Origin of the sequence: Pseudomonas caspiana, from assembly GCF_002158995.1 — a bacterium.
Classification (GTDB): domain Bacteria; phylum Pseudomonadota; class Gammaproteobacteria; order Pseudomonadales; family Pseudomonadaceae; genus Aquipseudomonas; species Aquipseudomonas caspiana.
The window spans coordinates 77,631-101,730 of record NZ_LOHF01000011.1; the positions used below are offsets into that span (position 1 = coordinate 77,631).

A 24,100-nucleotide genomic window follows, 5' to 3' on the forward strand; every position below is an offset into this window, starting at 1 on the left:
ATCCAGAGCACTTCAATAGTGCGCGCTTAAACGTCCTGTGTATTTTTGGTGCGTTTTCTGCGGACGGGGCTGTGCACATCGGTAACAAAACATGTCACCTGTTCGCTGAAACGATTCTTCTTGTCGCTAATCCTTGAGCTCTAGCGCCAGCGTTTCCCTGAGCGACGTCGTTTTTGAATCATTTTGGCGCAGAATTTGCGTAAATAATAAAAAACGCCCCGTTTTTTTCTTTTTACGAAGACGGTCAGGCAGTCGATTACCACGCAAAGGTAGTTTTTGAATGAGCAGTATCCCTAACGCTTCAGAGCTCGATCAGGGGCTCAAACCTCGGCACATCACGATGTTGTCCATCGCCGGTGTCATCGGTGCCGGTCTGTTCGTAGGTTCCGGGCATGCGATTGCCGAAGCGGGCCCGGCGGTACTCCTGGCTTACGCTGCAGCCGGTACGTTGGTGGTTCTGGTCATGCGCATGTTGGCTGAGATGGCGGTTGCGTCGCCGGACACCGGATCGTTTTCGACCTATGCCGATCGTGCGATCGGGCATTGGGCCGGTTTCACCATTGGTTGGTTGTACTGGTGGTTCTGGGTGTTGGTAATTCCCCTGGAAGCCAACGCCGCCGCAACCATTCTGCATGCCTGGTTCCCGAACATCGCTATCTGGGTGTTCACGTTGGTGATCACCTTGCTGCTCACCATCACCAACCTGTTCAGCGTGAAGAACTACGGCGAGTTCGAGTTCTGGTTCGCGTTGATCAAAGTGCTGGCGATCATCGGTTTCGTTGCTTTGGGCGTTGCGGCTATATTCGGCCTGCTGCCCAATAGCCAGGTCAGCGGTGTCAGCCATCTGTTCGATACTCAGGGCTTTTTGCCGAATGGCATGGGCGCTGTGCTGGCGGCGATGCTGACCACCATGTTCTCGTTCATGGGCACCGAAATCGTCACCATCGCCGCGTCTGAATCGAAAAATCCGGAAAAGCAGATCACCAAGGCCACCAATTCGGTGATCTGGCGTATCTGCCTGTTCTATCTGGTATCGATCTTCATCGTTGTTTCGCTTGTACCGTGGAATGACCCGCGTCTGGCTGAAGTGGGTTCCTATCAGACCGTGCTGGACATGATGGGCATCCCTAACGCCAAGCTGATTGTGGACATCGTAGTTCTGATCGCAGTCACAAGCTGCCTGAACTCGGCGCTGTACACCGCCTCGCGCATGCTTTACTCGCTGGGTAAGCGCGGCGACGCACCAGCGGTTGCGACGCGCACCAGCAAAAGCGGCACCCCTTACTGGGCGGTCATTCTGTCTACAGCGGCCGCGTTCCTGACGGTATTTGCCAACTACGTAGCCCCGGCTGCCGTGTTCGAATTCCTGCTCGCCAGCTCCGGTGCGATCGCACTGTTGGTGTACCTGGTGATCGCGGTTTCCCAACTGCGCATGCGCCAGAAGAGCATCGCTGCAGGTGAAACCCTGTCGTTCCGCATGTGGCTGTTCCCGTACCTGACCTGGTTGGTGATCGTGTTCATCGTCGGTGTGTTGGGCGTCATGCTGGTCCAGGAGTCGCACCGCGTGGAGATCATCGCGACCGGCTTGCTGAGTATTCTGGTGATTGCCACTGGTGTCCTGGTGGCCCGTCGTCGCAAGGGTGAACGAGCCGGCAAGGCTGTGTTGAATTGACCGATTGACGCGCAGCAAACAAAACGGCCGCGATCAGCAATGATCGCGGCCGTTTTTGTTGGAGTGAGGGGATGTTTCTGTGGGGGGCCGCCTCGGGATGTAAGGCATCACGCTGTCTCGGGCAAGCGTTGGACTTGTAGGAGCTGCCGAAGGCTGCGATGGCGGTGTGTCAGGATGAATGCTTCGCAGCCTTCGGCAGCTCCTACAGGGAATGCATTTATTTGGTTTTCATTAGTCCCGAGCACGCCGCCTTGTACGCCTCGTGCTGATACTTGTTCAGCGAAGCAGGCAGGTCGAAGTTGTGTTTCTTGTTCTGCGCGTTGATGGTTTGCGGCGACAACAGGGTCACTTCGCAATCGCGCAGCAACTGGAAAACCGTTTCGATCTTGAACGTCGTCGGGCCGCCTGCGAACTCGCCTTTTTTGCTGCGCTTCTTGATGACGACATGGCTGATGCCGTTTTCACGCACGAAGCTGGCGATCTGGGTCGCGAAGGTTTTGACATTGGCCGACTCGTCATCATCTTCAAGGGCCAGCTTCTTGGTCGCCAGCGGCAAATGTTCGAGGCCACCTTGCTGGCGGGTCGCCAACGCAAAAATAGCCTCGCTGCCTTTGATTTCTACACCACAAATGATCATGAATGAGCCTTTACGTTACAGCCTTGGTTAAAAGGCAGACACCATAGCTCATTCAGGTGTTCATTCCTGCGCGATCGATTCCAGATACTCGGAGCGCTCATCGCTGGTACGCGCCAGGCAATCGTTCTGGGCGATGTTGAACGCCTTGCTGCCAGCCGCTGCCGGGAACACTTCCACGGCACAATCGGCGTCGCGAAGCTTCTCCCAGGCTAGCTGGGCTGCTTTGAGTTTTTCCGCGAAGGCATTGGCCTGCGACTTATTGGCCCCGAACTGGGTGTTAACCCGCTGTAACAGGTTCTGGAAGTTCTCTTTCAGCAACTCCTCAGCCGTGTCGCGGCTGTACTTGGAGCACTCAAGGGTCTGCTGGTCCTCTTCGACGCCGTCACATGGCGAGACATCAGGGTTTTGTGCTGCATGAGCGCCCGCAATGCCGGTCGCTAAAAGAACCAAAGCCAGGAAAACCTTGTTCATCGAGTCTCTCCACTCCATTTGATGAGCTGGATTCTGGCCTAAGCGCGCCCTAAATAACAGGTTGGCGAGATACACGCCGGCAGCGTCCTGTCGCCCTTTGTCGTTTCTTGACGCTTTCGGCAAACCCCCTGTCGTTTTTGCACCCGGCTCGGCCGACCCTCAGGCATATGCTGGCCTCAATAGCGTCGGCATACGATTCGGCGCACAAGCACCTAATAAGGGGACAGCCTGATGAGCCCAGCCGAATTACACGCCGACAGCATCGTTATTGACGGGCTGATCATCGCCAAGTGGAACCGTGAGCTGTTTGAAGACATGCGCAAAGGCGGCCTGACCATGGCCAACTGCACCGTCTCGGTGTGGGAAGGTTTCCAGGCGACTATCGACAGCATCTGCAAAAGCCAGAAGCTAATGCGCGAAAACAGCGACCTGGTAATGCCGGTACGGACCACCGCCGACATCCGCAAGGCGAAAGAGCTGGGCAAGACCGGCATCCTCTTCGGCTTTCAGAATGCACATGCTTATGAAGACCAGATCGGCTACGTCGAGATCTTCAAACAGCTCGGCGTTGGCATCGTGCAGATGTGCTACAACACCCAGAATCTGGTGGGCACCGGCTGCTACGAACGTGATGGCGGGCTGTCGGGTTTCGGTCGCGAAATCGTCGCTGAAATGAACCGCGTCGGCGTTATGTGCGACTTGTCCCACGTGGGTTCCAAGACTTCAGAAGAAGTCATCCTGGAATCGAAAAAACCAGTCTGCTACTCCCACTGCCTGCCTTCCGGCCTTAAAGAGCATCCACGCAACAAGTCCGACGAAGAACTCAAGTTCATCGCCGATCACGGCGGTTTTGTCGGCGTGACCATGTTTGCGCCGTTCCTCGCCAAAGGCATTGAGTCGACCATCGACGATTACGCCGAAGCCATCGAATACACCATGAACATCGTCGGCGAAGACGCCATCGGGATTGGCACCGACTTCACACAGGGCCATGGTCAGGACTTCTTCGAATACCTGACCCATGACAAGGGCTACGCCCGCCGCCTGACCAGCTTCGGCAAGATCATCAACCCGCTGGGTATCCGCACGGTTGGCGAGTTCCCGAACCTGACCGAGACCTTGCTCAAACGCGGCCACTCCGAGCGCGTAGTGCGCAAGATCATGGGCGAGAACTGGGTGAATGTGCTCAAGGATGTCTGGGGCGAGTAATACCCCGATCACGAGCAAAACCTTTACTGAATTGATCACCCCACTGCCATTTCGCGCAGTGGGCGTAACCCGAACATCTGGAGTTTGACCCCATGGCTAAAATCGCCCCGCAACTGCCTATCGAAGTCGACAGCGAAACCGGCGTCTGGACCTCCGACGCATTGCCGATGCTCTACGTGCCGCGCCACTTTTTCGTGAACAACCACATGGGCATTGAAGAAGTGTTGGGCGCTGATGCCTACGCCGAAATTCTCTACAAGGCGGGCTACAAATCTGCCTGGCACTGGTGCGAGAAAGAAGCCGAATGTCACGGTCTGGAAGGCGTTGCGGTGTTCGAGCATTACATGAAGCGTCTGTCGCAGCGTGGCTGGGGGCTGTTCAAGATTCAGGACATCGACCTGGAGAAAGGCACCGCTAGCATCAAACTTGAGCACTCCTGCTTTGTGTACGTCTACGGCAAAGTCGGCCGCAAGGTTGATTACATGTTCACCGGTTGGTTTGCCGGTGCCATGGACCAGATTCTCGCCGCAGCGGGCAGCCCGATTCGTACCGTCGCCGAGCAGGTTTACGGTGGTTCGGAAGAAGGCCACGACGACGGCCTGTTCATCGTCAAGCCGCTGTAAGTCGAGGATCGTGTTATGGCTTTCGAAGCGATGTTTCAGCCGATTCAAATCGGCAAGCTCACGATCCGCAACCGCGTACTGAGTACTGCGCACGCCGAGGTCTACGCCACTGATGGCGGCATGACCACCGATCGTTACGTGAAGTACTACGAAGAAAAGGCCAAGGGCGGGATTGGTCTGGCGATTTGTGGTGGCTCTTCCAGCGTCGCTATCGACAGCCCGCAAGGCTGGTGGAAGTCGGTCAACCTGGCGACCGACAAAATCATCCCGCACTTCCAGAACCTTGCTGACGCCATGCATAAGCACGGCGCCAAGATCATGATTCAGATTACCCACATGGGCCGTCGCTCCCGTTGGGATGGTGATCACTGGCCGACCCTGATGTCGCCTTCGGGCATCCGCGAGCCAGTACACCGCGCAACCTGCAAAACTATCGAGCCGGAAGAAATCTGGCGCGTGATCGGCAACTACGCCAGCGCTGCGGCGCGGGCCAAGGCCGGTGGCCTGGACGGTGTCGAACTGTCGGCTGTGCACCAGCACATGATCGACCAGTTCTGGAGCCCGCGGGTCAACAAACGCACAGACGAATGGGGCGGCAGCTTCGAAAACCGCATGCGTTTTGGCCTTGAAGTCATCAAGGCGGTGCGTAAAGAGGTCGGTCCTGACTTCTGCGTCGGCCTGCGTATCTGTGGCGACGAGTTTCACCCTGACGGTCTCAGCCATGAAGACATGAAGGAGATCGCCAAGTATTACGACCAGACCGGCATGATCGACTTCATCGGCGTCGTCGGCTCGGGTTGCGACACCCACAACACCTTGGCCAACGTTATTCCGAACATGAGTTATCCACCGGAGCCATTTCTGCATCTGGCAGCCGGTATCAAGGAAGTGGTCAAGGCGCCGGTGCTGCACGCGCAGAACATCAAGGACCCGAACCAGGCTACGCGGATTCTCGAGGGCGGTTACGTCGACATGGTCGGCATGACTCGTGCGCACATCGCTGATCCGCACCTGATCGCCAAGATCAAGATGGGCCAGATCGACCAGATCAAACAGTGCGTCGGTGCCAACTACTGCATCGACCGTCAATACCAGGGCCTCGACGTTCTGTGCATTCAGAACGCCGCGACCTCCCGTGAATACATGGGCGTGCCGCACATCATCGAAAAATCCACCGGGCCGAAACGCAAGGTGGTGATCGTTGGAGCCGGGCCTGCAGGCATGGAAGCCGCGCGGGTTTCGGCCGAGCGTGGCCATGACGTAACGCTGTTCGAGAAGAAGGAATTTATCGGCGGGCAAATCACTACTGCTTCGAAAGCGCCGCAGCGTGACCAGATTGCCGGTATCACCCGCTGGTTCCAGCTGGAGCTGGCGCGCTTGAAAGTCGATCTGCGTCTGGGCACGGCTGCGGACCCGGCCACCATCATGGATCTGCGTCCGGACATCGTCGTGCTGGCGGTGGGCGGTCATCCGTTTCTAGAGCAGAACGAACATTGGGGCGCGGCGGAAGGTTTGGTGGTCAGCAGTTGGGACATCCTCGACGGCAAGGTCGCGCCGGGCAAGAACGTGCTGGTTTACGACACCATCTGTGAATTCACCGGGATGTCGGCGGCTGATTTCCTGGCCGACAAAGGCAGCCAGGTGGAGATCGTCACTGACGATATCAAACCGGGCGTGGCGATTGGCGGGACATCGTTCCCGACTTACTACCGCAGCATGTATCCGAAAGAAGTGATCATGACCGGCGACATGATGCTGGAGAAGGTCTACCGCGAAGGCGACAAGCTGGTGGCGGTGCTGGAGAACGAATACACCGGCGCCAAAGAAGAGCGCGTGGTGGATCAGGTGGTCGTCGAAAACGGCGTGCGCCCGGACGAAGAACTCTACTACGCCCTTAAAGCCGACTCGCGTAACAAAGGCCAGATCGACATCGAAGCGCTGTTCGCCATTCAGCCGCAACCGTGTCTGAGCGAGCCGGGTGACGGCTACCTGTTGTTCCGTATCGGTGACTGCGTGGCACAACGTAATACCCATGCGGCGATCTATGACGGCTTGCGTCTTTGTAAGGATTTCTGACGATCGATTACCCGCTGTAGGAGCGCGCTTGCCCGCGATAAACGATGACGAGGTTTGCCTGATACACCGCATGCCATTATCGCGGGCAAGCCCAGCTCCCACAGAACAAACGAGTACCCCTGTAGGAGCCGAGCTTGCTCGCGATAAACGATGACGCGGTTGTCCTGATGAACCGCAGCGCCTAAATCGCGGGCAAGCCCAGCTCCCACAGAAGAAACGAGTACCCCTGTAGGAGCCGAGCTTGCTCGCGATGAACGATGACGCGGTTGTCCTGATGAACCGCAGCGTCCTTATCGAGGGCAAGCCCAACTCCCACAGGAGAAACGAGTACCCCTGTAGGAGCCGAGCTTGCTCGCGATGAACGATGACGCGGTTGTCCTGATGAACCGCAGCGCCCTTATCGCGAGCAAGCTCACTCCTTCAGGAGACCGATGACCTCTGTCGGACCGCGTGCCGTAGGAGCTTCACATGTTGAACACCTTGCTTCCCATCCTGCTGTTCGCTGCTCTGGGCCTTGCTGCCCTGGGGGCTGTGCGGCGGATGAATATGTGGCGCAACGGCCGGGCCTCTAAAGTCGACCTGATCGGCGGGCTGCTGGCCATGCCCAAGCGCTATATGGTCGATCTGCACCATGTCGTGGCTCGGGATAAATACATCGCCAATACCCACGTCGCGACAGCGCTTGGGTTTGTGCTTTCAGCGTTGCTGGCCATCGTCGTACACGGTTTTGGTTTGCACAGCCGCATCCTCGGTTATGCCCTGTTACTGGCATCGACCTTGATGTTCGTCGGCGCAATCTTCATGTTCCTGCGCCGTCGCAATCCACCAGCACGCCTGTCCAAAGGCCCATGGATGCGCCTGCCGAAAAGCCTCATGGCGTTTTCCGTCAGCTTCTTTCTGGTCACGCTGCCAGTGGCGGGTATCCTGCCGCAGGACTTCGGCGGCTGGGTGCTGGTCGCGTTGCTGGGCCTGGCTTGCCTGTGGGGCGTGTCGGAAATGTTCTTCGGCATGACTTGGGGTGGACCGATGAAGCACGCCTTCGCCGGTGCGTTGCATCTGGCCTGGCACCGTCGCGCCGAACGTTTTGGCGGTGGTCGCTCGACGGGCCTCAAGCCACTGGATCTGGCCGACAAGACCGCTCCGCTTGGCGTAGAAAAACCCAAGGATTTCACTTGGAACCAACTACTGGGTTTTGACGCCTGCGTGCAATGCGGCAAGTGCGAAGCCGCATGCCCGGCGTTTGCAGCCGGTCAGCCGTTGAACCCGAAAAAACTGATTCAGGACATGGTCGTTGGCCTGGCCGGCGGCACTGACGCCAAATTTGCCGGTAGCCCGTATCCCGGCAAAGAGATCGGTCTGCACGGCGGCAATCCGCATCAACCCATCGTCAACGGTTTGGTAGACGCTGAGACCTTGTGGTCCTGCACCACTTGCCGTGCCTGCGTCGAAGAATGCCCAATGATGATCGAGCACGTGGACGCCATCGTCGACATGCGCCGCCACCTGACTCTGGAAAAAGGCGCGACGCCAAACAAGGGCGCTGAAGTGCTGGAAAACCTCATCGCCACCGACAACCCCGGCGGTTTCGCACCGGGCGGACGGATGAACTGGGCCGCGGATTTGAGTTTGAATCTGCTCTCCGACAAAAAATCTGTCGACGTGCTGTTCTGGGTCGGCGACGGCGCTTTCGACATGCGCAATCAACGTACTTTGCGCGCCTTCGTCAAAGTCCTGAAGGCAGCCAAAGTCGACTTCGCCGTGCTTGGACTTGAAGAGCGTGACAGCGGCGACGTAGCGCGGCGTCTTGGTGACGAAGCGACTTTCCAGATGCTCGCCAGACGCAATATTCAGACCCTGAGCAAATACAGCTTCAAGCGCATCGTCACCTGCGACCCGCATAGCTTCCATGTGCTGAAAAACGAGTACGGCGCGTTCGATGGCAATTACCTGGTGCAGCACCACAGCACTTACATGGCGGAGTTGATTCAAGGTGGCGCGCTGAATCTGGGTCAGCACAAAGGCTCCAGCGTCACCTATCACGACCCGTGCTATCTGGGCCGCTACAACGGCGAGTACGAAGCACCGCGTGATGTATTGCGTGCGTTGGGAATCGATGTCAAGGAAATGCAGCGTTCCGGTTTCCGCTCCCGTTGCTGCGGTGGTGGTGGCGGTGCGCCGATTACGGATATTCCCGGCAAGCAACGGATTCCTGACATGCGCATGGAAGACATCCGCGAAACCGGTGCCGAACTGGTGGCCGTCGGTTGCCCGCAATGCACCGCGATGCTCGAAGGCGTGGTCGAGCCGCGACCGATGATCAAAGACATTGCTGAATTAGTGGCTGACGCATTGGTGGAAGAAGTTATCCCCAGCAAACCTGCGCCAGTCAAACGTGAACCTGCGGAGGTGCACTGATGAGCGACATTATCCGTCGTGATCCTCGCGCTGAATGGATCGCCCGCAACCGCCTGCACCCGCTGCACGCTGCCATGCAACCGGCACAATCCAGCTGGATGGGCCCCAACGGCCTGATGCGCAAGAATGTGCATGGCGTAGGGTTTATCGGTCCCAACGGCATCAAACGAATCGACCGCAGTGGCGCTCAGCAAGGCGGGGCGGTGAAACGCTCGGCCGCTGCCGAAGTGCAGTTACCGCTGCATCAAGTGCCGCAACCGGCTTTCTATATTTGCGTTGCGCCGGACATGGTTGGTGGGCGCTTGAGCAGCCACGACCGTGATCTGCTGGGCCTGGCTCATCAACTTGCCGGTCAGAGTGGCGCTGTACTCGCGGTGGTGTTTGGCGAGCATAAAGAGAGTGCTTTCACGACGGCAGGCGTTGATCGCTTGCTGGTTCTGGAAGGTAGCGAGTTCAGCGGTTACTCACCGGAGCAACGTGTCCAGGGCCTGCGGGCTGTGGATAACCAGTTCAGCCCTCGTCACTGGCTGCTGCCGGACAGTCGCAGCGGTGGCGGTGAATTGGGTCGTCGCTTCGCGGCCAGTTTGGGCGAGCGTCCTGCCACGCGTGTCTGGCAAGTCAAGGATGAGCAATGCATTGGTCGCGCCGGTGCGGGCCAGGAGGATCTCGCAAGACCATTGGCGCGCCTGATTCTCGCTGCTGCCGAATGCGCTGAGCCGGTCAGCGAAACCCGCCATGAGGCTCTGCCGGTTGAGTTATCCACAAGCGTAGCGCGCAGCCTGCCGCGCATTGAAGACCTCGGCGCTGTCGCCGTCGACCCGGCCATGATTCCAATGGCGGAAGCGGAGTTCATCTTCTCCGGCGGCAACGGCGTCAAGGATTGGGATTTGTTTCACCGCACTGCTGCGGCCCTTGGCGCGACTGAAGGTGCGTCCCGCGTGGCAGTGGATGACGGCTTCATGGGCCGTGATCGACAGGTCGGCGCGAGCGGCACTTGGGTCACGGCGCGGGTGTACGTGGCGGTGGGTATTTCCGGCGCGATCCAGCATCTGCAGGGCATTGGTGCGTGCGACAAGGTGGTGGCAATCAACCTTGATCCGGGTTGCGACATGATCAAACGCGCCGACCTTTCTGTGATCGGCGACAGCGCGGCAATCCTCGCGGCGCTGATCGACGCAGTGGAAACCTATCGTCATGGAGCGAAACAAGATGCGGCCTGAGCCAACTGCTTCCTCTGTGGGTAGCGCTGCGGTGCACGTCATCAGCTTGGTCTCCATCGGCGCGCATCCTACATCCGGCCGCGCGCGTCGCGCTGAGCAGGATGCCCGCGCCGTTGAGTTGGGCTTGCAACTGGCTGGGGATAACTTGCACGTGCTGCACGCGGGGAGCGCAGCAGAGCCTGCGTTGCGTGCTTATCTGGGCATGGGCCTGGACGAGTTGCATGTGCTGGAGCAACCGGAAAACGCCGACGCGCTGCCTGCTTTGACGGATTACATTCGGGAGTCTGGTGTGCAAATGGTGCTCACTGGAAGCCAGGCAGAAACCGGAGAAGGCTCTGGCATGTTGCCATTTCTACTGGCGGAAAAGCTCGGATGGCCGCTGGTGGTGGGCCTGGCTGAAGTGGAGTCGCTGGATAACGGCACCGCGCTTGTATTGCAGGCATTACCTCGTGGTCAGCGTCGGCGCTTGAAAGTACGGCTGCCGTTTCTGGCGACGGTGGACAACGCCGCGCCCAAGCCCCGGCAAAGCGCCTACGGCCCTGCGCAGCGCGGCACACTTGCAGCCGAACAGGTGGAAATTGTCAGCGACGAACTTTTCAGCGGCTCAGTCCTGCAACCGGCCAAACCCCGGCCCAAACGCCTGAAAGTCATCAAGGCCAAAAGCGGCGCGGACCGGATGAAGGCCGCAACGGCCAAAGCCAGCGGTGGCGGCGGGCAAGTGCTCAAGGGTGTGACGCCAGAGGCGGGTGCAGAGGCGATCCTCAAGTTGTTGATTGAGGAAGGCGTGGTGAGGTAAACCAGTGGGAGATCTATGTTTATCTGCAATTTGACGTGGGACCGGCTTTAGCCGGGAAAGGGCCGGTACAGCCGCTGCATATCCATCGTCAGTAATGCAGTCTTCCCGGCTAAAGCCGGTCCCACGGCGTCAGCGACACGGCGTACCTCTCTCAAAGTTTTACCAAAGAATTCCATCCGACAGTCAGCATTTGCCAGTAATCATTGGCTCTGACAGAATCGCGAATCGTTCTTGTTATTTTTCATTTGCCTTGAAGGGCCGCTGCTGATCAGCGGCCTTTTTGTTTTGGATTAAGGTTTTCGAGAAGAAGAGCATGAAAAGCCAAACCGTGCGCCGCTGGTCCTTTATCCATACCTGGACGAGCCTGATCTGCACCCTGTTTCTGTTGATGCTGGCGCTGACCGGGCTGCCTTTGGTATTCAGCCATGAAATCGATCACCTGCTGGGCAATTCGCCGGAATTCAAGGAAATGCCGGCCGACACACCGCACCTGAATCTGCAGCAACTGGTCGTGGCTGCCGAGGCCCATCGTCCGGGCGAGGTCATGCAGTATTTCGGTTGGGAGGACGACGACCCGAACGGTGTGTGGGCGATCATGGCCAAAACGGCTGGGACAGAGCCCAACGATTCACACTCGTTCATGCTCGATTCACGCACCGGCGAAGCCCTGGAGACGCCATCTGCCAATGGCGGTTTCATGATGGTCATGTTGCGTCTGCATGTGGACATGTACGCGGAGCTGCCCGGCAAGTTACTGCTGGCGTTCATGGGGCTGATGTTCGTGTTGGCGATTGTTTCCGGGACGGTGCTTTACGCGCCGTTCATGCGCAAACTCAAATTCGCCACCGTGCGCGTCGAAAAATCAATGCGCATGCGCTGGCTTGATCTGCACAACCTGATCGGCGTCGTCACCCTGACCTGGGCATTGGTGGTGGGCGTGACCGGAGTCATCAGTGCCTGCGCCGACCTGTTGATCGCCTCGTGGCGCAACGACACGCTGGCCGCCATGATCGAACCTTATCGCGGTGCGCCGCCGCTGACTCAACTTGCCCCCGCAACGCGTCTGGGGGAGATCGCCGAATCCGCAGCGCCCGGTATGCAGATCGACTTCATTGCCTTCCCCGGAACGCGCTTCTCCAGCGAGCACCACTATGGGGTGTTCATGAAAGGGAATACGCATCTGACGGCGCACTTGATGACGCCGGTGCTGATCGATGCGCAAACCCTGGACGTTACGGCGGTGGTCGAGCGGCCTTGGTATATGGATGCGTTGGGCATGTCCCAGCCGCTGCACTTTGGTGATTACGGCGGCATGCCGATGAAAGTGCTGTGGGCGGTGCTCGATGTGCTGACGATCATTGTCCTGTCCAGCGGGCTGTATCTTTGGTGGGTACGCAGAAGGGCGGCACGGCCAGTCGATGCGCTGCCACAAGAGACGCTGCAATGAAGCGTTCCACATTCTGGAAGACCTTTGCCGCGCCGGGAGTCATTGCCTTGCTGACCGGGCTGGGGCTTTTTGCTGCGTTGTTGGGGGATGGCTGGTGGGATGCACTGGCCTGGCTGGGCATGGGCGTAGCCGCAGCGTTCAGCATCAGAGGCTTGCTGGCTCGCAAGTCCTGAAAGCAAATATTGCGGACCGCTGTGGCGCTGGCTAGTCTGATGGACTGTCTTATTCGAGGAACATCCATGTCCGCGCCGACCATGACGTTGTACTACAACGCTGCTTCGCCGTTTGCCCGCAAGGTGATGCTTGTACTGCATGAAACCGGACAACTGAGCCGGGTGACGCTGCAACCGACTCTTCTGACGCCCGTCGCCCCGGTTGAAGAGCTGAATAACGACAATCCGGCGGGCAAGATACCGGCGTTAAGACTGGCTGATGGCAACGTCATCCACGACAGCCGGGTCATTCTCGATTACCTCGATCACCAGCATGTAGGCAATCCGTTGATCCCTCGTGAAGGGTCGTCGCGCTGGCGGCGTCTGACCCTCGCTTCGCTGGCCGACGCTTTGATGGATGCTGCGTTACTGATTCGGTACGAGCAAGCGTTACGCCCGGCGGAAAAGCACTGGGACGTCTGGCTTGATAATCAGCAAGAGAAGATCGAGCGCAGCCTCAGCTATTTCGAGCAGGAAGCGATAACTGAACTCAGCACCTCTTTTGACGTGGCATCCATCAGCGTCGCCGCGGCGCTAGGTTACATCGACTTCCGCCAGCCGGACCTGGCTTGGCGCAGCCGCTATCCGCGTTTGGCCAACTGGTACTTTGAAGTCAGCCAGAGACCGTCGATGCAGGCGACCCAGCCTTCGGTTTGAAGGAACCGATAAGTTGACCCCAATCTGTAGGAGCTCACCGAGGTTACGAGGCCAGCGATAGCGGTATTTCTGCCACTCCACTATCGCTGGCCTCGTAACCTCGGTGAGCTCCTGCAGGTACACCGCGATGCCAGAGTCAGGTGAGTCAATCAGCGTTGATCACCCATCAATCACCTTGCGATAAAACGCCCACTCCTTCGTCAATGCATCTGCCTGGTTGATCGCCTTGCGGAAGCCGTGGTGTTCGTCGGCGTAAAAATGCCCTTCAGCCACAACGCCTCGGGATTTCAGGGCCATCAGCATGGCGCGGGTTTGTTCAGGGACGACCACGGCGTCGAGCTCGCCCTGGAAGAAAATCACCGGCACCTGAATCTCGGCGGCATGTAGCAGCGGCGTGCGAGCGTGATAGCGGTCGATGTCCTCTTCCGGATCGCCGATCAGCCAATCCAGATAATCGCTTTCGAATTTATGCGTGGCTTTGGCCAGCGCCAGTGGATCGCTGACGCCATACAGGCTGGCACCGGCGCGGAAGACTTTCTTGAACGCCAGCGCGCACAGGGTCGTATAACCCCCGGCACTGCCGCCGCGGATAAACGCTTGATCCGGATTGATCAGTCCACGTCCCGCCAGGTGAGCAACCACCGCGCAGGCATCTTCCACATCGGCCACACCCCAGTTCAGGTGCAGGCTCTGGCGATATTCCCGGCCGTAACCGGTGCTGCCGCGATAGTTGAGGTCCGCCACGGCAAAGCCGCGCTGGGTCCAGTACTGGATTTTCGGATCAAGCACCGGGTAGCAGGCCGAGGTCGGTCCGCCGTGGACAAACACCACCAGCGGCGGCGCGCCGACAGCATTCATGGCCGGATAGAAATAACCGTGAGCTTCACCGTCGCCACTCTTGTAGCTCAGGGCTTGCGGACGGCTGATCTGTTCGGCCGGCAGGGGGGCAACACCACCGGCCAGGACCTGAACGCTATGATCTTTGCGACTGATCGCCAGCACCGCGGAAGGGCTGGTCGCTGAGGCCGCGATGCAATAGACGTATTGATCATCCAGCGCCAGGCTGCGGAAGCGGCTGTACTCACCGCTGAAGTCCTCCAGCGTGCCGTGGGAGTCGCGCATTCCCAACACTCCGGTTCCATTCTCGGACCAAGTGCCAAGGTAGGCACCGTGGGGCAGCGGCAACCAACTGCGACCGCCTAGCTGCCACGGCGCTGGCGCATGATCGGCGTCGGACGCCTTGAGGTGGGTCAGGCCGAATGAGCCTTCCACACAAGGCTGCCAGAAACCGCCTTGATCGCTCAGACAATACAAACGTCCCGTGGCGTCAAAACGCGCTTGCTGAATGGACTCCTCATCCCGGTCGCCCGCCAGACAGCGTGGCTCGGACCAACCGCCCGCCGCCTGACGCTTGCTGCTCATCAACAACGTGCTGGTCCAGGGCTGGTGCGGCTTCTGCCATTCAATCCAGGCCAGACGCTGACCGTCAGGGCTGAGGGTCGGCGACGCATAGAAATCCGCCCCACGCGCCAGTACCAGACGCTTGCCATTGGCGACGTCAATGCTGACCAGTTGGTGGATGTCCTTATCTTCTTCAACAGCAAGAATCTGCCCGCTGGCGAACACCAGGTCACCGTAGCGTTTCTTGCCGGTGGTGATGGCTTCAGGCAGACCCTCGCCTTCGAACTCATCAAACACCAAGGGCTGGCGATAGAGCTGCTGATCGCTTTCGTTGACGAACACCAACGCATCGTCAGTCAGGCAGAACGAGCCACCGCCGTATTCATACACTCGGCTGCGCACGCTGAAGCCATCGGGTGTCAGGCAGGTTTTATTGCCCTCAAACCAGCGCCAGATGCGGCTCGCGCCATCCTCAGGCCGGTATTCATTCCAGAACAAGCCCAGCGGGTTGACTGCCAGCTCGGCGAAGTCGACTCCGGCGGCGACCGCCTGGGCTGCGGTGAACGTGTCAGGATTTGGCGATGAGGCGCGAGTTTCTGTCATTGCGAAAGGCCAGCTGCTCAATTGTTTGGGTAGCATATTCGGCTTCTTTTCGAGCCTGCACAATCATCCCGTGATGAGGCGATTTACTGCACACCGGATCGGCATTGGCGGCGTCGCCGGTGAGCATGAATGCCTGACAACGGCAGCCGCCGAAATCCTTTTCTTTTTCATCGCAGGAGCGGCACGGTTCAGGCATCCAGTCGTAACCACGGAAACGGTTGAAACCGAACGAGTCGTACCAGATGTGCTGCATCGTATGGTCGCGAACGTTGGGGAACTGCACCGGCATTTGCCGCGCACCATGGCACGGCAGGGCGGTGCCATCCGGGGTCACGGTGAGGAAGATATTGCCCCAGCCGTTCATGCAGGCTTTGGGACGTTCCTCGTAGTAATCCGGGGTGACGAAGATCAGTTTGCAGGGATGGTTTTCGGCGGCGAGCTTGTCGCGGTATTCATTGGTGACACGCTCGGCACGAACCAGTTGATCCTTGGTGGGCAGTAAGCCTTGGCGGTTCAGGTGCGCCCAGCCGTAGAACTGACAGGTCGCCAGCTCGACGAAGTCCGCTTCGAGGGCGATGCACAGCTCGATAATTTTATCGATCTTGTCGATGTTGTGCCGGTGGGTGACGAAATTCAGCACCATCGGGTAGCCGTGCTTCTTGACCGCACGAGCCATTTCCAGCTTTTGCGCAAAAGCTTTTTTCGAGCCTGCGAGCATGTTGTTCACTTGCTCATCGCTGGCCTGGAAACTGATCTGGATGTGGTCGAGCCCGGCGTCCTTGAAGTCGATGATCTTCTGTTCGGTCAGACCAATACCCGAGGTAATCAGGTTGGTGTAGTAACCGAGCCGCCGGGCTTCGCGGATAAGCTCAGCCAGATCCTGACGCACCAGCGGTTCGCCGCCTGAGAAGCCAATCTGCGCCGCCCCCATCTGCCGCGCTTCGGCCATGACCTTGAACCATTGCTCGGTGGTCAGCTCCTGACCTTGCTTGGCGAAGTCCAATGGGTTCGAGCAATACGGGCATTGCAGCGGGCAGCGATAGGTCAGTTCGGCCAGCAGCCAAAGCGGCAGACCGACCGCGGGCTTGGGCGGAATCTTGATGGCTGACTCGACCGGGGTCGACTCAGGCAAGTTCGATCCAGTGTTCGCCACGGGCGACCTCCATGAATTGCTCGACATCGCTGCCGAGCTCGGGAAAGCCCGGAAACTGCTGGTTCAGGGCTTCAATGATGGCCGCCACATTGCGCTGGCCATCGATCAGGCCACCAATCGCGCTGGCACTTTCATTGAGTTTAATCATGCCTTCCGGGTAGAGCAGCACGTGGCCGTTTTGCGCCGGTTCAAACTGGTAGCGGTAGCCCCGACGCCAGCTTGGGACTTGTTGTCGATCAAAGCTCATAGGGCAATCCCCTTATGCCAGACCCGTTGGTCGGTCACGCTGTGATAAGGCGGGCGGTTCAGCTCGTAGGCCATGCTCATGGCGTCCAGCATGCTCCACAAAATGTCGAGTTTGAACTGCAGGATTTCCAGCATGCGCTGCTGGCCTTCATAAGTCGTGTAGTGCTGCAGGGTGATGGTCAGGCCGTGCTCCACATCGCGACGCGCCTGGCTCAGCCGGGTACGGAAATACTCGTAGCCGGCTGGATCGATCCACGGGTAATGCTGCGGCCAGCTGTCCAGACGTGACTGGTGGATCTGCGGGGCGAACAGCTCTGTTAGCGAGCTGCTGGCGGCTTCCTGCCAGTTGGCGCGGCGAGCAAAGTTGACGTAGGCGTCTACGGCGAAACGTACGCCGGGCAGGACCAGTTCCTGGGAGCGCAACTGATCCGGGTCCAGGCCAACGGCCTGGCCCAAACGCAACCAGGCTTCAATGCCACCGTCTTCGCCGGGCGCACCGTCGTGATCCAGCAGGCGCTGAATCCACTCACGACGAATTTCACGGTCCGGGCAGTTGGCAAGAATGGCGGCATCCTTGAGCGGGATGTTGACCTGGTAGTAAAAACGGTTGGCGACCCAGCCCTGAATCTGTTCGCGGGTCGCACGGCCTTCATACATCGCCACGTGGTACGGGTGATGGATGTGGTAGTACGCGCCTTTGGCACGCAAAGCCTGTTCGAATTCAGCGGGGGACAGCGGCGTTGCTTCGCTCATTTTGGCTCCTGTAACAATACATCTCTTTCTGAATGACTCGACCTGTGGGAGCGGTGCTTGCCCGCGATAAGGCTGGACGCGGTTCACTTTAATCGAGGTGTCTTTATCGTCGGAATGCCGCCCAGACCAAGCACCGCTCCCACAGGTCAGTATTCAAAGCTCTTACAACTCAATACTCATCCCATCAAACGCCACTTCAACGTTACGCCGAGCAAGCTCCGCGCGCTCGGGCGAGTCTTCGTCGAGGATCGGGTTAGTGTTATTGATGTGGATAAGCACCTTGCGCTGTTTCGGCAGATGCTCCAGCACTTCAAGCATGCCGCCAGGGCCGTTTTGTGCCAGATGGCCCATTTCAGTACCCGTTCGCGTACCGACGCCACGACGCTGCATCTCATCGTCGTCCCACATCGTGCCGTCCACCAGCAAGCAGTCAGCGGCGACCATTTTTTCCATCAGCGCATCATCAACCTTGCCCAGCCCCGGCGCATAGAACAGCTTGCCGCCGGTCTTGAGGTCTTCAACCATCAGGCCGATGTTGTCACCCGGATGCGGATCGAAGCGATGCGGCGAATAGGGCGGCGCGGCGCTGCGCAGCGGGAATGGCGTGAAGCGCAGGTTAGGGCATGCAGGAATCACGAAACTGCCTTCCAGCTCGATCCGGTTCCAGATCAGACCGCCGTTCCAGTGCTTGAGCATGTTGAACAACGGGAAGCCAGTGCTCAGGTCTTCGTGAACCATGTCGGTACACCAGACCTGATGCGGGCAACCTTCGCGCAAGCTGAGCAGGCCGGTGGTGTGGTCGATCTGGCTGTCCATCAGGATGATTGCGCTGATCCCGGTGTCCCGCAGGGCGCGGCCCGGTTGCATAGGACCAAAGCCAGCAAGCTGTGCGCGAATGTCTGGAGAGGCGTTGCACAACACCCAGTTGATGCCATCGTCAGAGAGCGCGATGGACGATTGGGTCCGGGCATGAGCCCGCAGGCTACCGTCGCGAAAACCGGCGCAGTTCGCGCAATTGCAGTTCCACTGCGGAAAACCGCCGCCAGCAGCGGAACCTAGAATCTGGATGTACATGTCAGCTCCCTGGGGCGAGGCATGGAAAGGAGGATCTAAAAAGAAAAAACAGCTCACCAATAAAAAAAGCCCCGGCGAACCGAGGCTTTGCACCGCGTTGTAATCAACGGCTAGCGAAGTACATGGTGACTTCGAAACCGATACGCAGATCAGTGTAAGCAGGTTTAGTCCACATAAAAGACTCCTTCTGGGTGATTGCAGCGGTGGGTGGTAAATCGTTAGTACACCTGCGACGGCATACGTTCGATGGTTAGGAAGCTATGTTACTTAATTTAACAAATTCTGGCTGTCGGATTAGTGAACAAAGCTTTTGCAGCTTTGGTAACGATCACGCGGCGTGCCATGGTTTTTTCGGGCTGTTGGTCAGGCAGAGCCAGCCGCCGATTGCATGCTGAAGGCTAGCAGCGGCCTGCAACACAGTGTGCCTGCCGAGGTTTCTTAATGTTTCATGCAGCGCCGACATAAATCGTTCGTCGCGGCCCGCCAGATGCGCCTGCCAGCGTAGCTCTGCGGCTTGCGGGGCTTCCATGGCGTTGATGTCCAGTTGTGCGATAAGGGCGTCAGTTTGAGCGGCCATATCCACTTCGTTTATCCAGCGCGGTAGATCGTTCAGGAATTGTTCAATGTGCTCGACCAACTGCGGCACCGAGGCGTTAGGTGACTGGGCGCCGAAAAGTATTCCCGTTCGTCCGGCGATCTGTCGCAGGCCGCTGAATACCGCATAACCCAGTTGCAGCTCGACCCTTAGGCGCTGGTAGAACGGGCCTTGTGCCAGATGCGCCAATAATCGCCAGGCGGCTTCGTCGACGATGGACGAAGAGGGCGCGGGGCAGAACAGCAGCACGGCGGCTTCCGAGGCGTGTGGCGCGGCGGCTTGCCAATGTTTACCGGGTGCCAGTGCTGGCGCTTGCAGTGTTTGCTCGTCGCGCTGGCCCGGCGTACTGAGTAATACGGTGTTCAGCGCGTGGATCGTTTCCTGTGCAAGGCCTGAGGTGAAGCTGATCCACTGCGTCGCTGGCCAGAAAGCTTGAACATCGGTGGTTTCACAGGCGGGGGCTGCGTTCAGAAAGCAATCGGGCAGCGCTTTGAGCAACTGTCGAATGGGAATCAGAGCGGGTTCATCGCTCGGCTGGCTCAGGTACGCCAGTGCCGAATCGTCCGGAGCGCTCAGCCGTTGTAACGCATGCTTCAGGATATCCGGCATGGGAGCGTCTAGGCCGGTCAGCTTGAGTTGCCAGTAACGGCCGTAAGCACTGAGCTCAAGACTGACGCCTGATTGCTTGGCATCTCGAGCGAGAGCCTTCAGGCTTTGATCAAACATCCGCCACAGCGTCGGCTGTGGGGCGGGCAGTAACCAGCGCAGGTAAAGCGCGCCTTCGTGGCCATTGCTCGGTACGTTCAGGAATGGGTTGGGTTTCGGGAACTGCCAATGGGTTTCTGGAGGTCGTGTGTTCGGTTGAATCTGCTCCAGCAAAGCGATCAGCGCTGTACAGCCTTTCTTGGACAGGCCTTTTGGCAGGTTGCGGGCGTGGTAGTGCGCTAGCTCAAGAGGGGAGCTGACATCCAGGTGCCGTTGCTGAAGGCGGTTGTAGTCGTCGCGCAGGGATGACCAATGGGTTTTGAAAGCGCAGATCCAATCCAGAATCAGCGTTGACGCCATCGCGAGCAAGCTCACTCCTACAGATGAATCACCATTTCCTGTAGGAGTGAGCTTGCTCGCGATGGTGTCGACTTTGATCAAAATCTGACCAGCAAACTCATAAACCACCTCCGCCTTTAACGCCTCAACCACCCCCTCCGCTCGACTGCCATTCAGGCAATGACACAAAAACGCGGCAGCTTCATCCGCTCCCTCAGGCAAATCCTCACAGACCAGCAGCAGTTGCTGATCGGGGCTGACGAGTATTCGACGCTCGTCATCCACCAGCTTAGGCGGGTGTGCTTGCGTGACCTTCACGCCACTGACCAGCCCTGCGCCATAACGCGTCGCCAGCTGTTTTAGCTCGTCCATTGACTGCGGTCCCGCCAGGCACAAGGTCATTTGCCCGGCCTGATAAAACCGCTGATAGAAAGCCTGTAACGCCTGCTGAAACGCCGGACGTGGCACCGGCAAGCTGTAGCGGTTGCCTGCGTGAAATGCGCGTAGGGGATGGCGGGCAGAGATGCCTTCCAGCATCTGTATGTGCTGGCGCGCAGTGGCGTCTCGAGACCAGGCGATGAACTCGGCATGCAGGACTTCCCGCTCGCGCAGTTGGTCGGCCAGCGTCATGCGCGGGTGAGCGAGCATGTCGCAGAGACGTTCCAATCCCTGAGCAAAGACCGGTTCGGGGAGCTCGAAAAAGAAATCAGTGGTTCGCTCGCGGGTGCTGGCGTTGATCTGCCCGCCATGACGCTGGACGAAAGTCATTAGCTTTTCATCCCCGGCAAACCGATCGGTGCCGAGGAAGAACAGATGCTCCAGAAAATGCGCAAGCCCCGGCCATGCCGCCGACACATCATGACTACCCGCCGCAACCCGCAACGAAGCGGCGCAGCGCTTGAGCCGCGGCGCATGGCACAACACGACATTCAGGCCGTTGGCGAGCGTCAGATGTTCGGTGGCGGGGGAGGCAGGCATGGGCGTTCCGGGTGGCGTGATCAGGGCATGCTAGCGGAATTGGTTGTGCATGGCACCGCGCGGCTTCGCGGTAAACCATAGACCTGTAGGAGCGCACGAGCACCGCGAGGCCGCGATGGCGGTATATCAGACAAGACGCCATCGCGGCCTCGCGGTGCTCGTGAGCTCCTACAGAAAGTGCATTTCAATTCAGTGATTTGTAAATCGTTAGAGGCTACAGTTCAACCCTGACCCAACCCCACATACAACCCCGGCCGCCGATCATTGAAGTAGGTATTGATCGACCGCGACTGCTCCATCAACTCTCGGTCCAGCGTGCCCCAGATCAGCACTTCATCCTGTTGTGCCACGGCCAGGCGGCTGCCGTCAGGGGCGCAGAGGCTGCTCAGGCCGCAGTAATGGATGTCGTCTTCGCTGCCGCAATAGTTGGCGTAAACCACGTAGCACTGATTCTCGTAAGCTCGGGCGCGAACGGTCACTTCGGCGACAAAGTCATAAGGCGCCATGTTAGCCGTCGGCACCAGAATCAACTCGGCACCTTCCAGCGCCAGTCGTCGGGTGTTCTCTGGAAACTCAACGTCGTAGCAGATCAGAAAGCCCAGCCGCCAACCGTTTAATTCCACAATCGGGAAGCGGTCCTCGCCCGGGCTGAACATCGCCTTGTCCAGTTCGCCGTACAGGTGCGTCTTGCGATAGTTGCAAAGGGTTTTGCCGTGGCCGTCGATCAGCTGCACTGAGTTGTAGATCAGATCGTCGACGCCCAACTCCGGGTATCCATAGAGGATCGCGATGCCGTAACCCTTGGCGATCGCGGCGATATCCCCCGCGGCGAAGCCATCACTGGGTTGCGCCAATGTACGCGCCGCCTCGGCACCGATGTTGTAGCCGGTAAGGAACATTTCCGGGCAAACCAGCAGCTCCGCACCGAGCGCTGCCGCCTCTCGCGCCTTATCATCCAGCCGTTGCAGGTTGCCGCCGATATCCAGTGGCAGGGGCGGGCATTGGTACAGGGCGATGCGCATGATTCAGCCTTTTGTTCAGTCGGTCAGGGTGATGGGACCAATCTCGTGGAACACATCACCGGGGCCAGGGTTGTCGGCGTGGGTCTTGCCGCCGAAGTGGGTCATGATGCCCCACACTGCGTTCAGTGAGGTCTGAACTGCGCCTTCGACCCAGGCGGGTGTCCAGGAGACGTCGTCTCCAGCGATAAACATGCCGCGCTGCTCGACGGGCATGTCTTGCTGCATGAAGTGCGCGTACATCCGCTGGTTATAGCGGTAATGCCCTGGCAATGCACCCTTAAAGGCACCGAGGAAATGCGGGTCCGCTTCCCAGGAAACGGTTATCGGGTCGCCAATGATCCGCGCCGCGATGTCGACTTTAGGGTAGATCTTCTTCAGCGCATCGAGTGCCAGTTTGACCCGTTTCTCGATGGGCTGCGGCAACATCTTCAGCGCGTCGCTCATCCACGAGTAAGACAGGCAGATCACGCCGGGCTTGTCGTCGCCGTTATCGAACAGGTAAGTGCCGCGGGTCAGGCGGTCCGTGAGGGTCATGCTCATCAGGTCGCGGCCGGTCTCGGGGTCTTTGTCTTTCCAGAATGGACGGTCGACCATCACGAAAGTTTTCGACGATTGCATGTAGCGCGTACGGTCCAGCGCCATCCACATTTTTTGCGAGAACAACGACTCTTCGCACTCGATCTGGGTGGTCAACAACCAGCTCTGGCAGGTGGTCAGCACGGCAGCATAGTGGCGGGTATCGCCCCAGTTATCCGTGACGGCCAGCAGACCGTCTTCGGCGCGGGCAATTCGCTTTACGCCGGTACGTGGCGCGCCATGGTGCAATGAGGCAAGGCTGGTGCCTTCAGGCCAGTGGGCACAGCGCTCCGGAACATGCCGCCAGATGCCCAGCGGCACTTGCTCGACGCCACCAACGATCAGGTGCTGGTGGTCGTCGCAGTTGGTCATGACCACGCGAAAAATTTCCAGCATCGAGTTGGGGAAATCCGAATCCCAGCCGCCGGTGCCGAAACCGACCTGGCCGAAAACTTCGCGGTGGTAGAACGACAGCTTGGCGAACGCTTTGGAGGTGGCGACGAAATCATAGAACGTGCGGTCATCCCACAACGGCACCAAGGTGTTCCATAGCTCTTTGAGGCGCGGCACATCCCGGTCGCGGATCGCTTGCTGAATATCCTTGAAGCCCGAGCCTTCTTCCAGCGCATCGGCCCAGGCGTCGGCCACTTCCTGAAACATCGCGGGGAGATCCGAGAGTTTCTGCGCGTAATAGGTCACGCCTTCCAGATCGATAACGGTACTGCCCGAGGCAGCGGTCAGCGGGTTTGGAAAGGGCTTCGATTCCAGGCCAAGCTTGTCGACATAGTGGTAGAACGCCGTGGAGGACACCGGAAAACGCATGCCGCCCAGCTCCGCGATGATGCCTTCCGTCCCTTCGAAAGCCTGGGAGCGCAGACGGCCGCCCATCTTTGATGCCTCGTAGACGACGGGCTTGAGGCCCAGCTTCATCAGTTCATAGGCCGCCACCAGCCCGGCGATGCCCGCGCCGACAATCGCCACTTCCTGACCGTGATTTTCGGCCGGAATACTGCCCAGCCCGGCGGGATGCTCAATCCAGTCGTCGAAAGCGAAGGGGAAGTCCGGGCCGAAAATAGTGATCGGCTTCTTACCGTCTGCGGGATGGCGATTGTTTTTCATGACTGACCTGGCTGGAACGCGAAAGGCACAGTCTAGACAAGCGCAGGAACGTAGATAAGACGCAAAGTGTCGTCGTTATGGAGTGATTTTGTGCGATATGA

At 58.7% G+C, this 24,100-nt stretch carries 21 protein-coding genes; 10 read left to right on the plus strand and 11 right to left on the minus strand.

The window, feature by feature from the left end; genetic code table 11:
- The first annotated feature begins 280 nt into the window (after nucleotides 1-280).
- Nucleotides 281-1,672, plus strand: coding sequence for a GABA permease (gene gabP, locus AUC60_RS14515; RefSeq protein WP_087268539.1), 1,392 nt, complete (start codon nucleotides 281-283; stop codon nucleotides 1,670-1,672).
- A 217-nt stretch (nucleotides 1,673-1,889) separates the two neighbouring features.
- Here the strand turns inward: gabP and AUC60_RS14520 are convergent, their stop codons facing one another.
- Both AUC60_RS14520 and AUC60_RS14525 read right to left on the minus strand, forming a co-directional pair.
- Nucleotides 1,890-2,309: a DUF3010 family protein gene (locus AUC60_RS14520; RefSeq protein WP_087268542.1), complete on the minus strand. Its 420-nt coding sequence runs from the start codon at nucleotides 2,307-2,309 to the stop codon at nucleotides 1,890-1,892.
- Nucleotides 2,310-2,369: 60 nt separating this feature from the next.
- The gene (locus AUC60_RS14525; RefSeq protein ID WP_027899497.1) at nucleotides 2,370-2,780 is read right to left on the minus strand and encodes a lysozyme inhibitor LprI family protein; all 411 of its coding nucleotides are present in this window, start codon (nucleotides 2,778-2,780) and stop codon (nucleotides 2,370-2,372) included.
- Nucleotides 2,781-3,011: 231 nt separating this feature from the next.
- On the opposite strand from AUC60_RS14525, the gene AUC60_RS14530 reads away from it, so the two are divergent.
- The 9 genes from AUC60_RS14530 to AUC60_RS14570 all read left to right on the plus strand — a co-directional run bounded on the left by AUC60_RS14530 (nucleotide 3,012) and on the right by AUC60_RS14570 (nucleotide 13,435).
- A complete protein-coding gene (locus AUC60_RS14530; RefSeq protein WP_027899496.1) occupies nucleotides 3,012-3,989 on the plus strand; it encodes a dipeptidase in 978 nt (325 codons plus the stop codon).
- Nucleotides 3,990-4,081: 92 nt separating this feature from the next.
- A complete protein-coding gene (locus tag AUC60_RS14535) occupies nucleotides 4,082-4,612 on the plus strand; it encodes a DUF5943 domain-containing protein (protein ID WP_087268546.1) in 531 nt (176 codons plus the stop codon).
- Between the two features lie 15 nt (nucleotides 4,613-4,627).
- Nucleotides 4,628-6,688: a dimethylglycine demethylation protein DgcA gene (gene dgcA, locus AUC60_RS14540; RefSeq protein ID WP_087268550.1), complete on the plus strand. Its 2,061-nt coding sequence runs from the start codon at nucleotides 4,628-4,630 to the stop codon at nucleotides 6,686-6,688.
- A 468-nt stretch (nucleotides 6,689-7,156) separates the two neighbouring features.
- Nucleotides 7,157-9,103 carry a dimethylglycine demethylation protein DgcB gene (gene dgcB, locus AUC60_RS14545; RefSeq protein ID WP_087268552.1) on the plus strand — a complete coding sequence of 649 codons (1,947 nt, stop codon included), beginning with the start codon at nucleotides 7,157-7,159 and terminating at the stop codon, nucleotides 9,101-9,103.
- Nucleotides 9,103-10,323, plus strand: a complete 1,221-nt coding sequence (etfA, locus tag AUC60_RS14550) for an electron transfer flavoprotein subunit alpha (RefSeq protein ID WP_087268555.1) — start codon at nucleotides 9,103-9,105, stop codon at nucleotides 10,321-10,323. Before dgcB ends, etfA begins: the two co-directional genes overlap by 1 nt.
- The gene (etfB, locus tag AUC60_RS14555) at nucleotides 10,313-11,119 is read left to right on the plus strand and encodes an electron transfer flavoprotein subunit beta (protein WP_087268558.1); all 807 of its coding nucleotides are present in this window, start codon (nucleotides 10,313-10,315) and stop codon (nucleotides 11,117-11,119) included. The genes etfA and etfB overlap by 11 nt, the downstream gene beginning before the upstream one ends.
- A 313-nt stretch (nucleotides 11,120-11,432) precedes the next feature.
- A complete protein-coding gene (locus tag AUC60_RS14560; RefSeq protein WP_087268561.1) occupies nucleotides 11,433-12,566 on the plus strand; it encodes a PepSY-associated TM helix domain-containing protein in 1,134 nt (377 codons plus the stop codon).
- Nucleotides 12,563-12,739 carry a hypothetical protein gene (locus AUC60_RS27965; RefSeq protein WP_087268563.1) on the plus strand — a complete coding sequence of 59 codons (177 nt, stop codon included), beginning with the start codon at nucleotides 12,563-12,565 and terminating at the stop codon, nucleotides 12,737-12,739. Before AUC60_RS14560 ends, AUC60_RS27965 begins: the two co-directional genes overlap by 4 nt.
- Nucleotides 12,740-12,805: 66 nt before the next feature.
- Nucleotides 12,806-13,435 carry a glutathione S-transferase gene (locus AUC60_RS14570; RefSeq protein ID WP_087268566.1) on the plus strand — a complete coding sequence of 210 codons (630 nt, stop codon included), beginning with the start codon at nucleotides 12,806-12,808 and terminating at the stop codon, nucleotides 13,433-13,435.
- Between the two features lie 159 nt (nucleotides 13,436-13,594).
- Here the strand turns inward: AUC60_RS14570 and AUC60_RS14575 are convergent, their stop codons facing one another.
- The 9 genes from AUC60_RS14575 to AUC60_RS14615 all read right to left on the minus strand — a co-directional run bounded on the left by AUC60_RS14575 (nucleotide 13,595) and on the right by AUC60_RS14615 (nucleotide 23,999).
- Nucleotides 13,595-15,439, minus strand: coding sequence for an alpha/beta hydrolase family protein (locus AUC60_RS14575; protein WP_087268569.1), 1,845 nt, complete (start codon nucleotides 15,437-15,439; stop codon nucleotides 13,595-13,597).
- Nucleotides 15,405-16,592 carry a pyrroloquinoline quinone biosynthesis protein PqqE gene (gene pqqE, locus AUC60_RS14580; RefSeq protein WP_167384352.1) on the minus strand — a complete coding sequence of 396 codons (1,188 nt, stop codon included), beginning with the start codon at nucleotides 16,590-16,592 and terminating at the stop codon, nucleotides 15,405-15,407. The genes AUC60_RS14575 and pqqE overlap by 35 nt, the downstream gene beginning before the upstream one ends.
- Complete coding sequence (pqqD, locus tag AUC60_RS14585; protein WP_087268576.1) at nucleotides 16,564-16,839, minus strand: pyrroloquinoline quinone biosynthesis peptide chaperone PqqD; 276 nt, start codon at nucleotides 16,837-16,839, stop codon at nucleotides 16,564-16,566. Before pqqD ends, pqqE begins: the two co-directional genes overlap by 29 nt.
- A complete protein-coding gene (gene pqqC, locus AUC60_RS14590; RefSeq protein ID WP_087268579.1) occupies nucleotides 16,836-17,591 on the minus strand; it encodes a pyrroloquinoline-quinone synthase PqqC in 756 nt (251 codons plus the stop codon). The genes pqqD and pqqC overlap by 4 nt, the downstream gene beginning before the upstream one ends.
- A 162-nt stretch (nucleotides 17,592-17,753) precedes the next feature.
- Complete coding sequence (gene pqqB / locus AUC60_RS14595; RefSeq protein ID WP_087268582.1) at nucleotides 17,754-18,665, minus strand: pyrroloquinoline quinone biosynthesis protein PqqB; 912 nt, start codon at nucleotides 18,663-18,665, stop codon at nucleotides 17,754-17,756.
- Between the two features lie 103 nt (nucleotides 18,666-18,768).
- Nucleotides 18,769-18,840: a pyrroloquinoline quinone precursor peptide PqqA gene (gene pqqA / locus AUC60_RS14600; RefSeq protein WP_008365141.1), complete on the minus strand. Its 72-nt coding sequence runs from the start codon at nucleotides 18,838-18,840 to the stop codon at nucleotides 18,769-18,771.
- Between the two features lie 153 nt (nucleotides 18,841-18,993).
- Nucleotides 18,994-21,282 carry a pyrroloquinoline quinone biosynthesis protein PqqF gene (gene pqqF, locus AUC60_RS14605; protein WP_087268585.1) on the minus strand — a complete coding sequence of 763 codons (2,289 nt, stop codon included), beginning with the start codon at nucleotides 21,280-21,282 and terminating at the stop codon, nucleotides 18,994-18,996.
- Between the two features lie 221 nt (nucleotides 21,283-21,503).
- Nucleotides 21,504-22,304 (minus strand): carbon-nitrogen hydrolase family protein, encoded by an 801-nt coding sequence (locus tag AUC60_RS14610; RefSeq protein WP_087268588.1) that lies wholly within the window; start codon nucleotides 22,302-22,304, stop codon nucleotides 21,504-21,506.
- A 15-nt stretch (nucleotides 22,305-22,319) separates the two neighbouring features.
- Entirely contained in the window at nucleotides 22,320-23,999 is a 1,680-nt protein-coding gene (locus tag AUC60_RS14615; RefSeq protein WP_087268591.1) for a flavin monoamine oxidase family protein, read from the minus strand.
- Nucleotides 24,000-24,100 lie beyond the last annotated feature (101 nt).

Coding starts and splice junctions, on each gene's coding strand:
- gabP (WP_087268539.1), top strand. CDS start 281: ATGAGCAGTATCCCTAACGCTTCAGAGCTCGATCAGGGGCTCAAACCT.
- AUC60_RS14520 (WP_087268542.1), bottom strand. CDS start 2,309: ATGATCATTTGTGGTGTAGAAATCAAAGGCAGCGAGGCTATTTTTGCG.
- AUC60_RS14525 (WP_027899497.1), bottom strand. CDS start 2,780: ATGAACAAGGTTTTCCTGGCTTTGGTTCTTTTAGCGACCGGCATTGCG.
- AUC60_RS14530 (WP_027899496.1), top strand. CDS start 3,012: ATGAGCCCAGCCGAATTACACGCCGACAGCATCGTTATTGACGGGCTG.
- AUC60_RS14535 (WP_087268546.1), top strand. CDS start 4,082: ATGGCTAAAATCGCCCCGCAACTGCCTATCGAAGTCGACAGCGAAACC.
- dgcA (WP_087268550.1), top strand. CDS start 4,628: ATGGCTTTCGAAGCGATGTTTCAGCCGATTCAAATCGGCAAGCTCACG.
- dgcB (WP_087268552.1), top strand. CDS start 7,157: ATGTTGAACACCTTGCTTCCCATCCTGCTGTTCGCTGCTCTGGGCCTT.
- etfA (WP_087268555.1), top strand. CDS start 9,103: ATGAGCGACATTATCCGTCGTGATCCTCGCGCTGAATGGATCGCCCGC.
- etfB (WP_087268558.1), top strand. CDS start 10,313: ATGCGGCCTGAGCCAACTGCTTCCTCTGTGGGTAGCGCTGCGGTGCAC.
- AUC60_RS14560 (WP_087268561.1), top strand. CDS start 11,433: ATGAAAAGCCAAACCGTGCGCCGCTGGTCCTTTATCCATACCTGGACG.
- AUC60_RS27965 (WP_087268563.1), top strand. CDS start 12,563: ATGAAGCGTTCCACATTCTGGAAGACCTTTGCCGCGCCGGGAGTCATT.
- AUC60_RS14570 (WP_087268566.1), top strand. CDS start 12,806: ATGTCCGCGCCGACCATGACGTTGTACTACAACGCTGCTTCGCCGTTT.
- AUC60_RS14575 (WP_087268569.1), bottom strand. CDS start 15,439: ATGACAGAAACTCGCGCCTCATCGCCAAATCCTGACACGTTCACCGCA.
- pqqD (WP_087268576.1), bottom strand. CDS start 16,839: ATGAGCTTTGATCGACAACAAGTCCCAAGCTGGCGTCGGGGCTACCGC.
- pqqC (WP_087268579.1), bottom strand. CDS start 17,591: ATGAGCGAAGCAACGCCGCTGTCCCCCGCTGAATTCGAACAGGCTTTG.
- pqqB (WP_087268582.1), bottom strand. CDS start 18,665: ATGTACATCCAGATTCTAGGTTCCGCTGCTGGCGGCGGTTTTCCGCAG.
- pqqF (WP_087268585.1), bottom strand. CDS start 21,282: ATGCCTGCCTCCCCCGCCACCGAACATCTGACGCTCGCCAACGGCCTG.
- AUC60_RS14610 (WP_087268588.1), bottom strand. CDS start 22,304: ATGCGCATCGCCCTGTACCAATGCCCGCCCCTGCCACTGGATATCGGC.
- AUC60_RS14615 (WP_087268591.1), bottom strand. CDS start 23,999: ATGAAAAACAATCGCCATCCCGCAGACGGTAAGAAGCCGATCACTATT.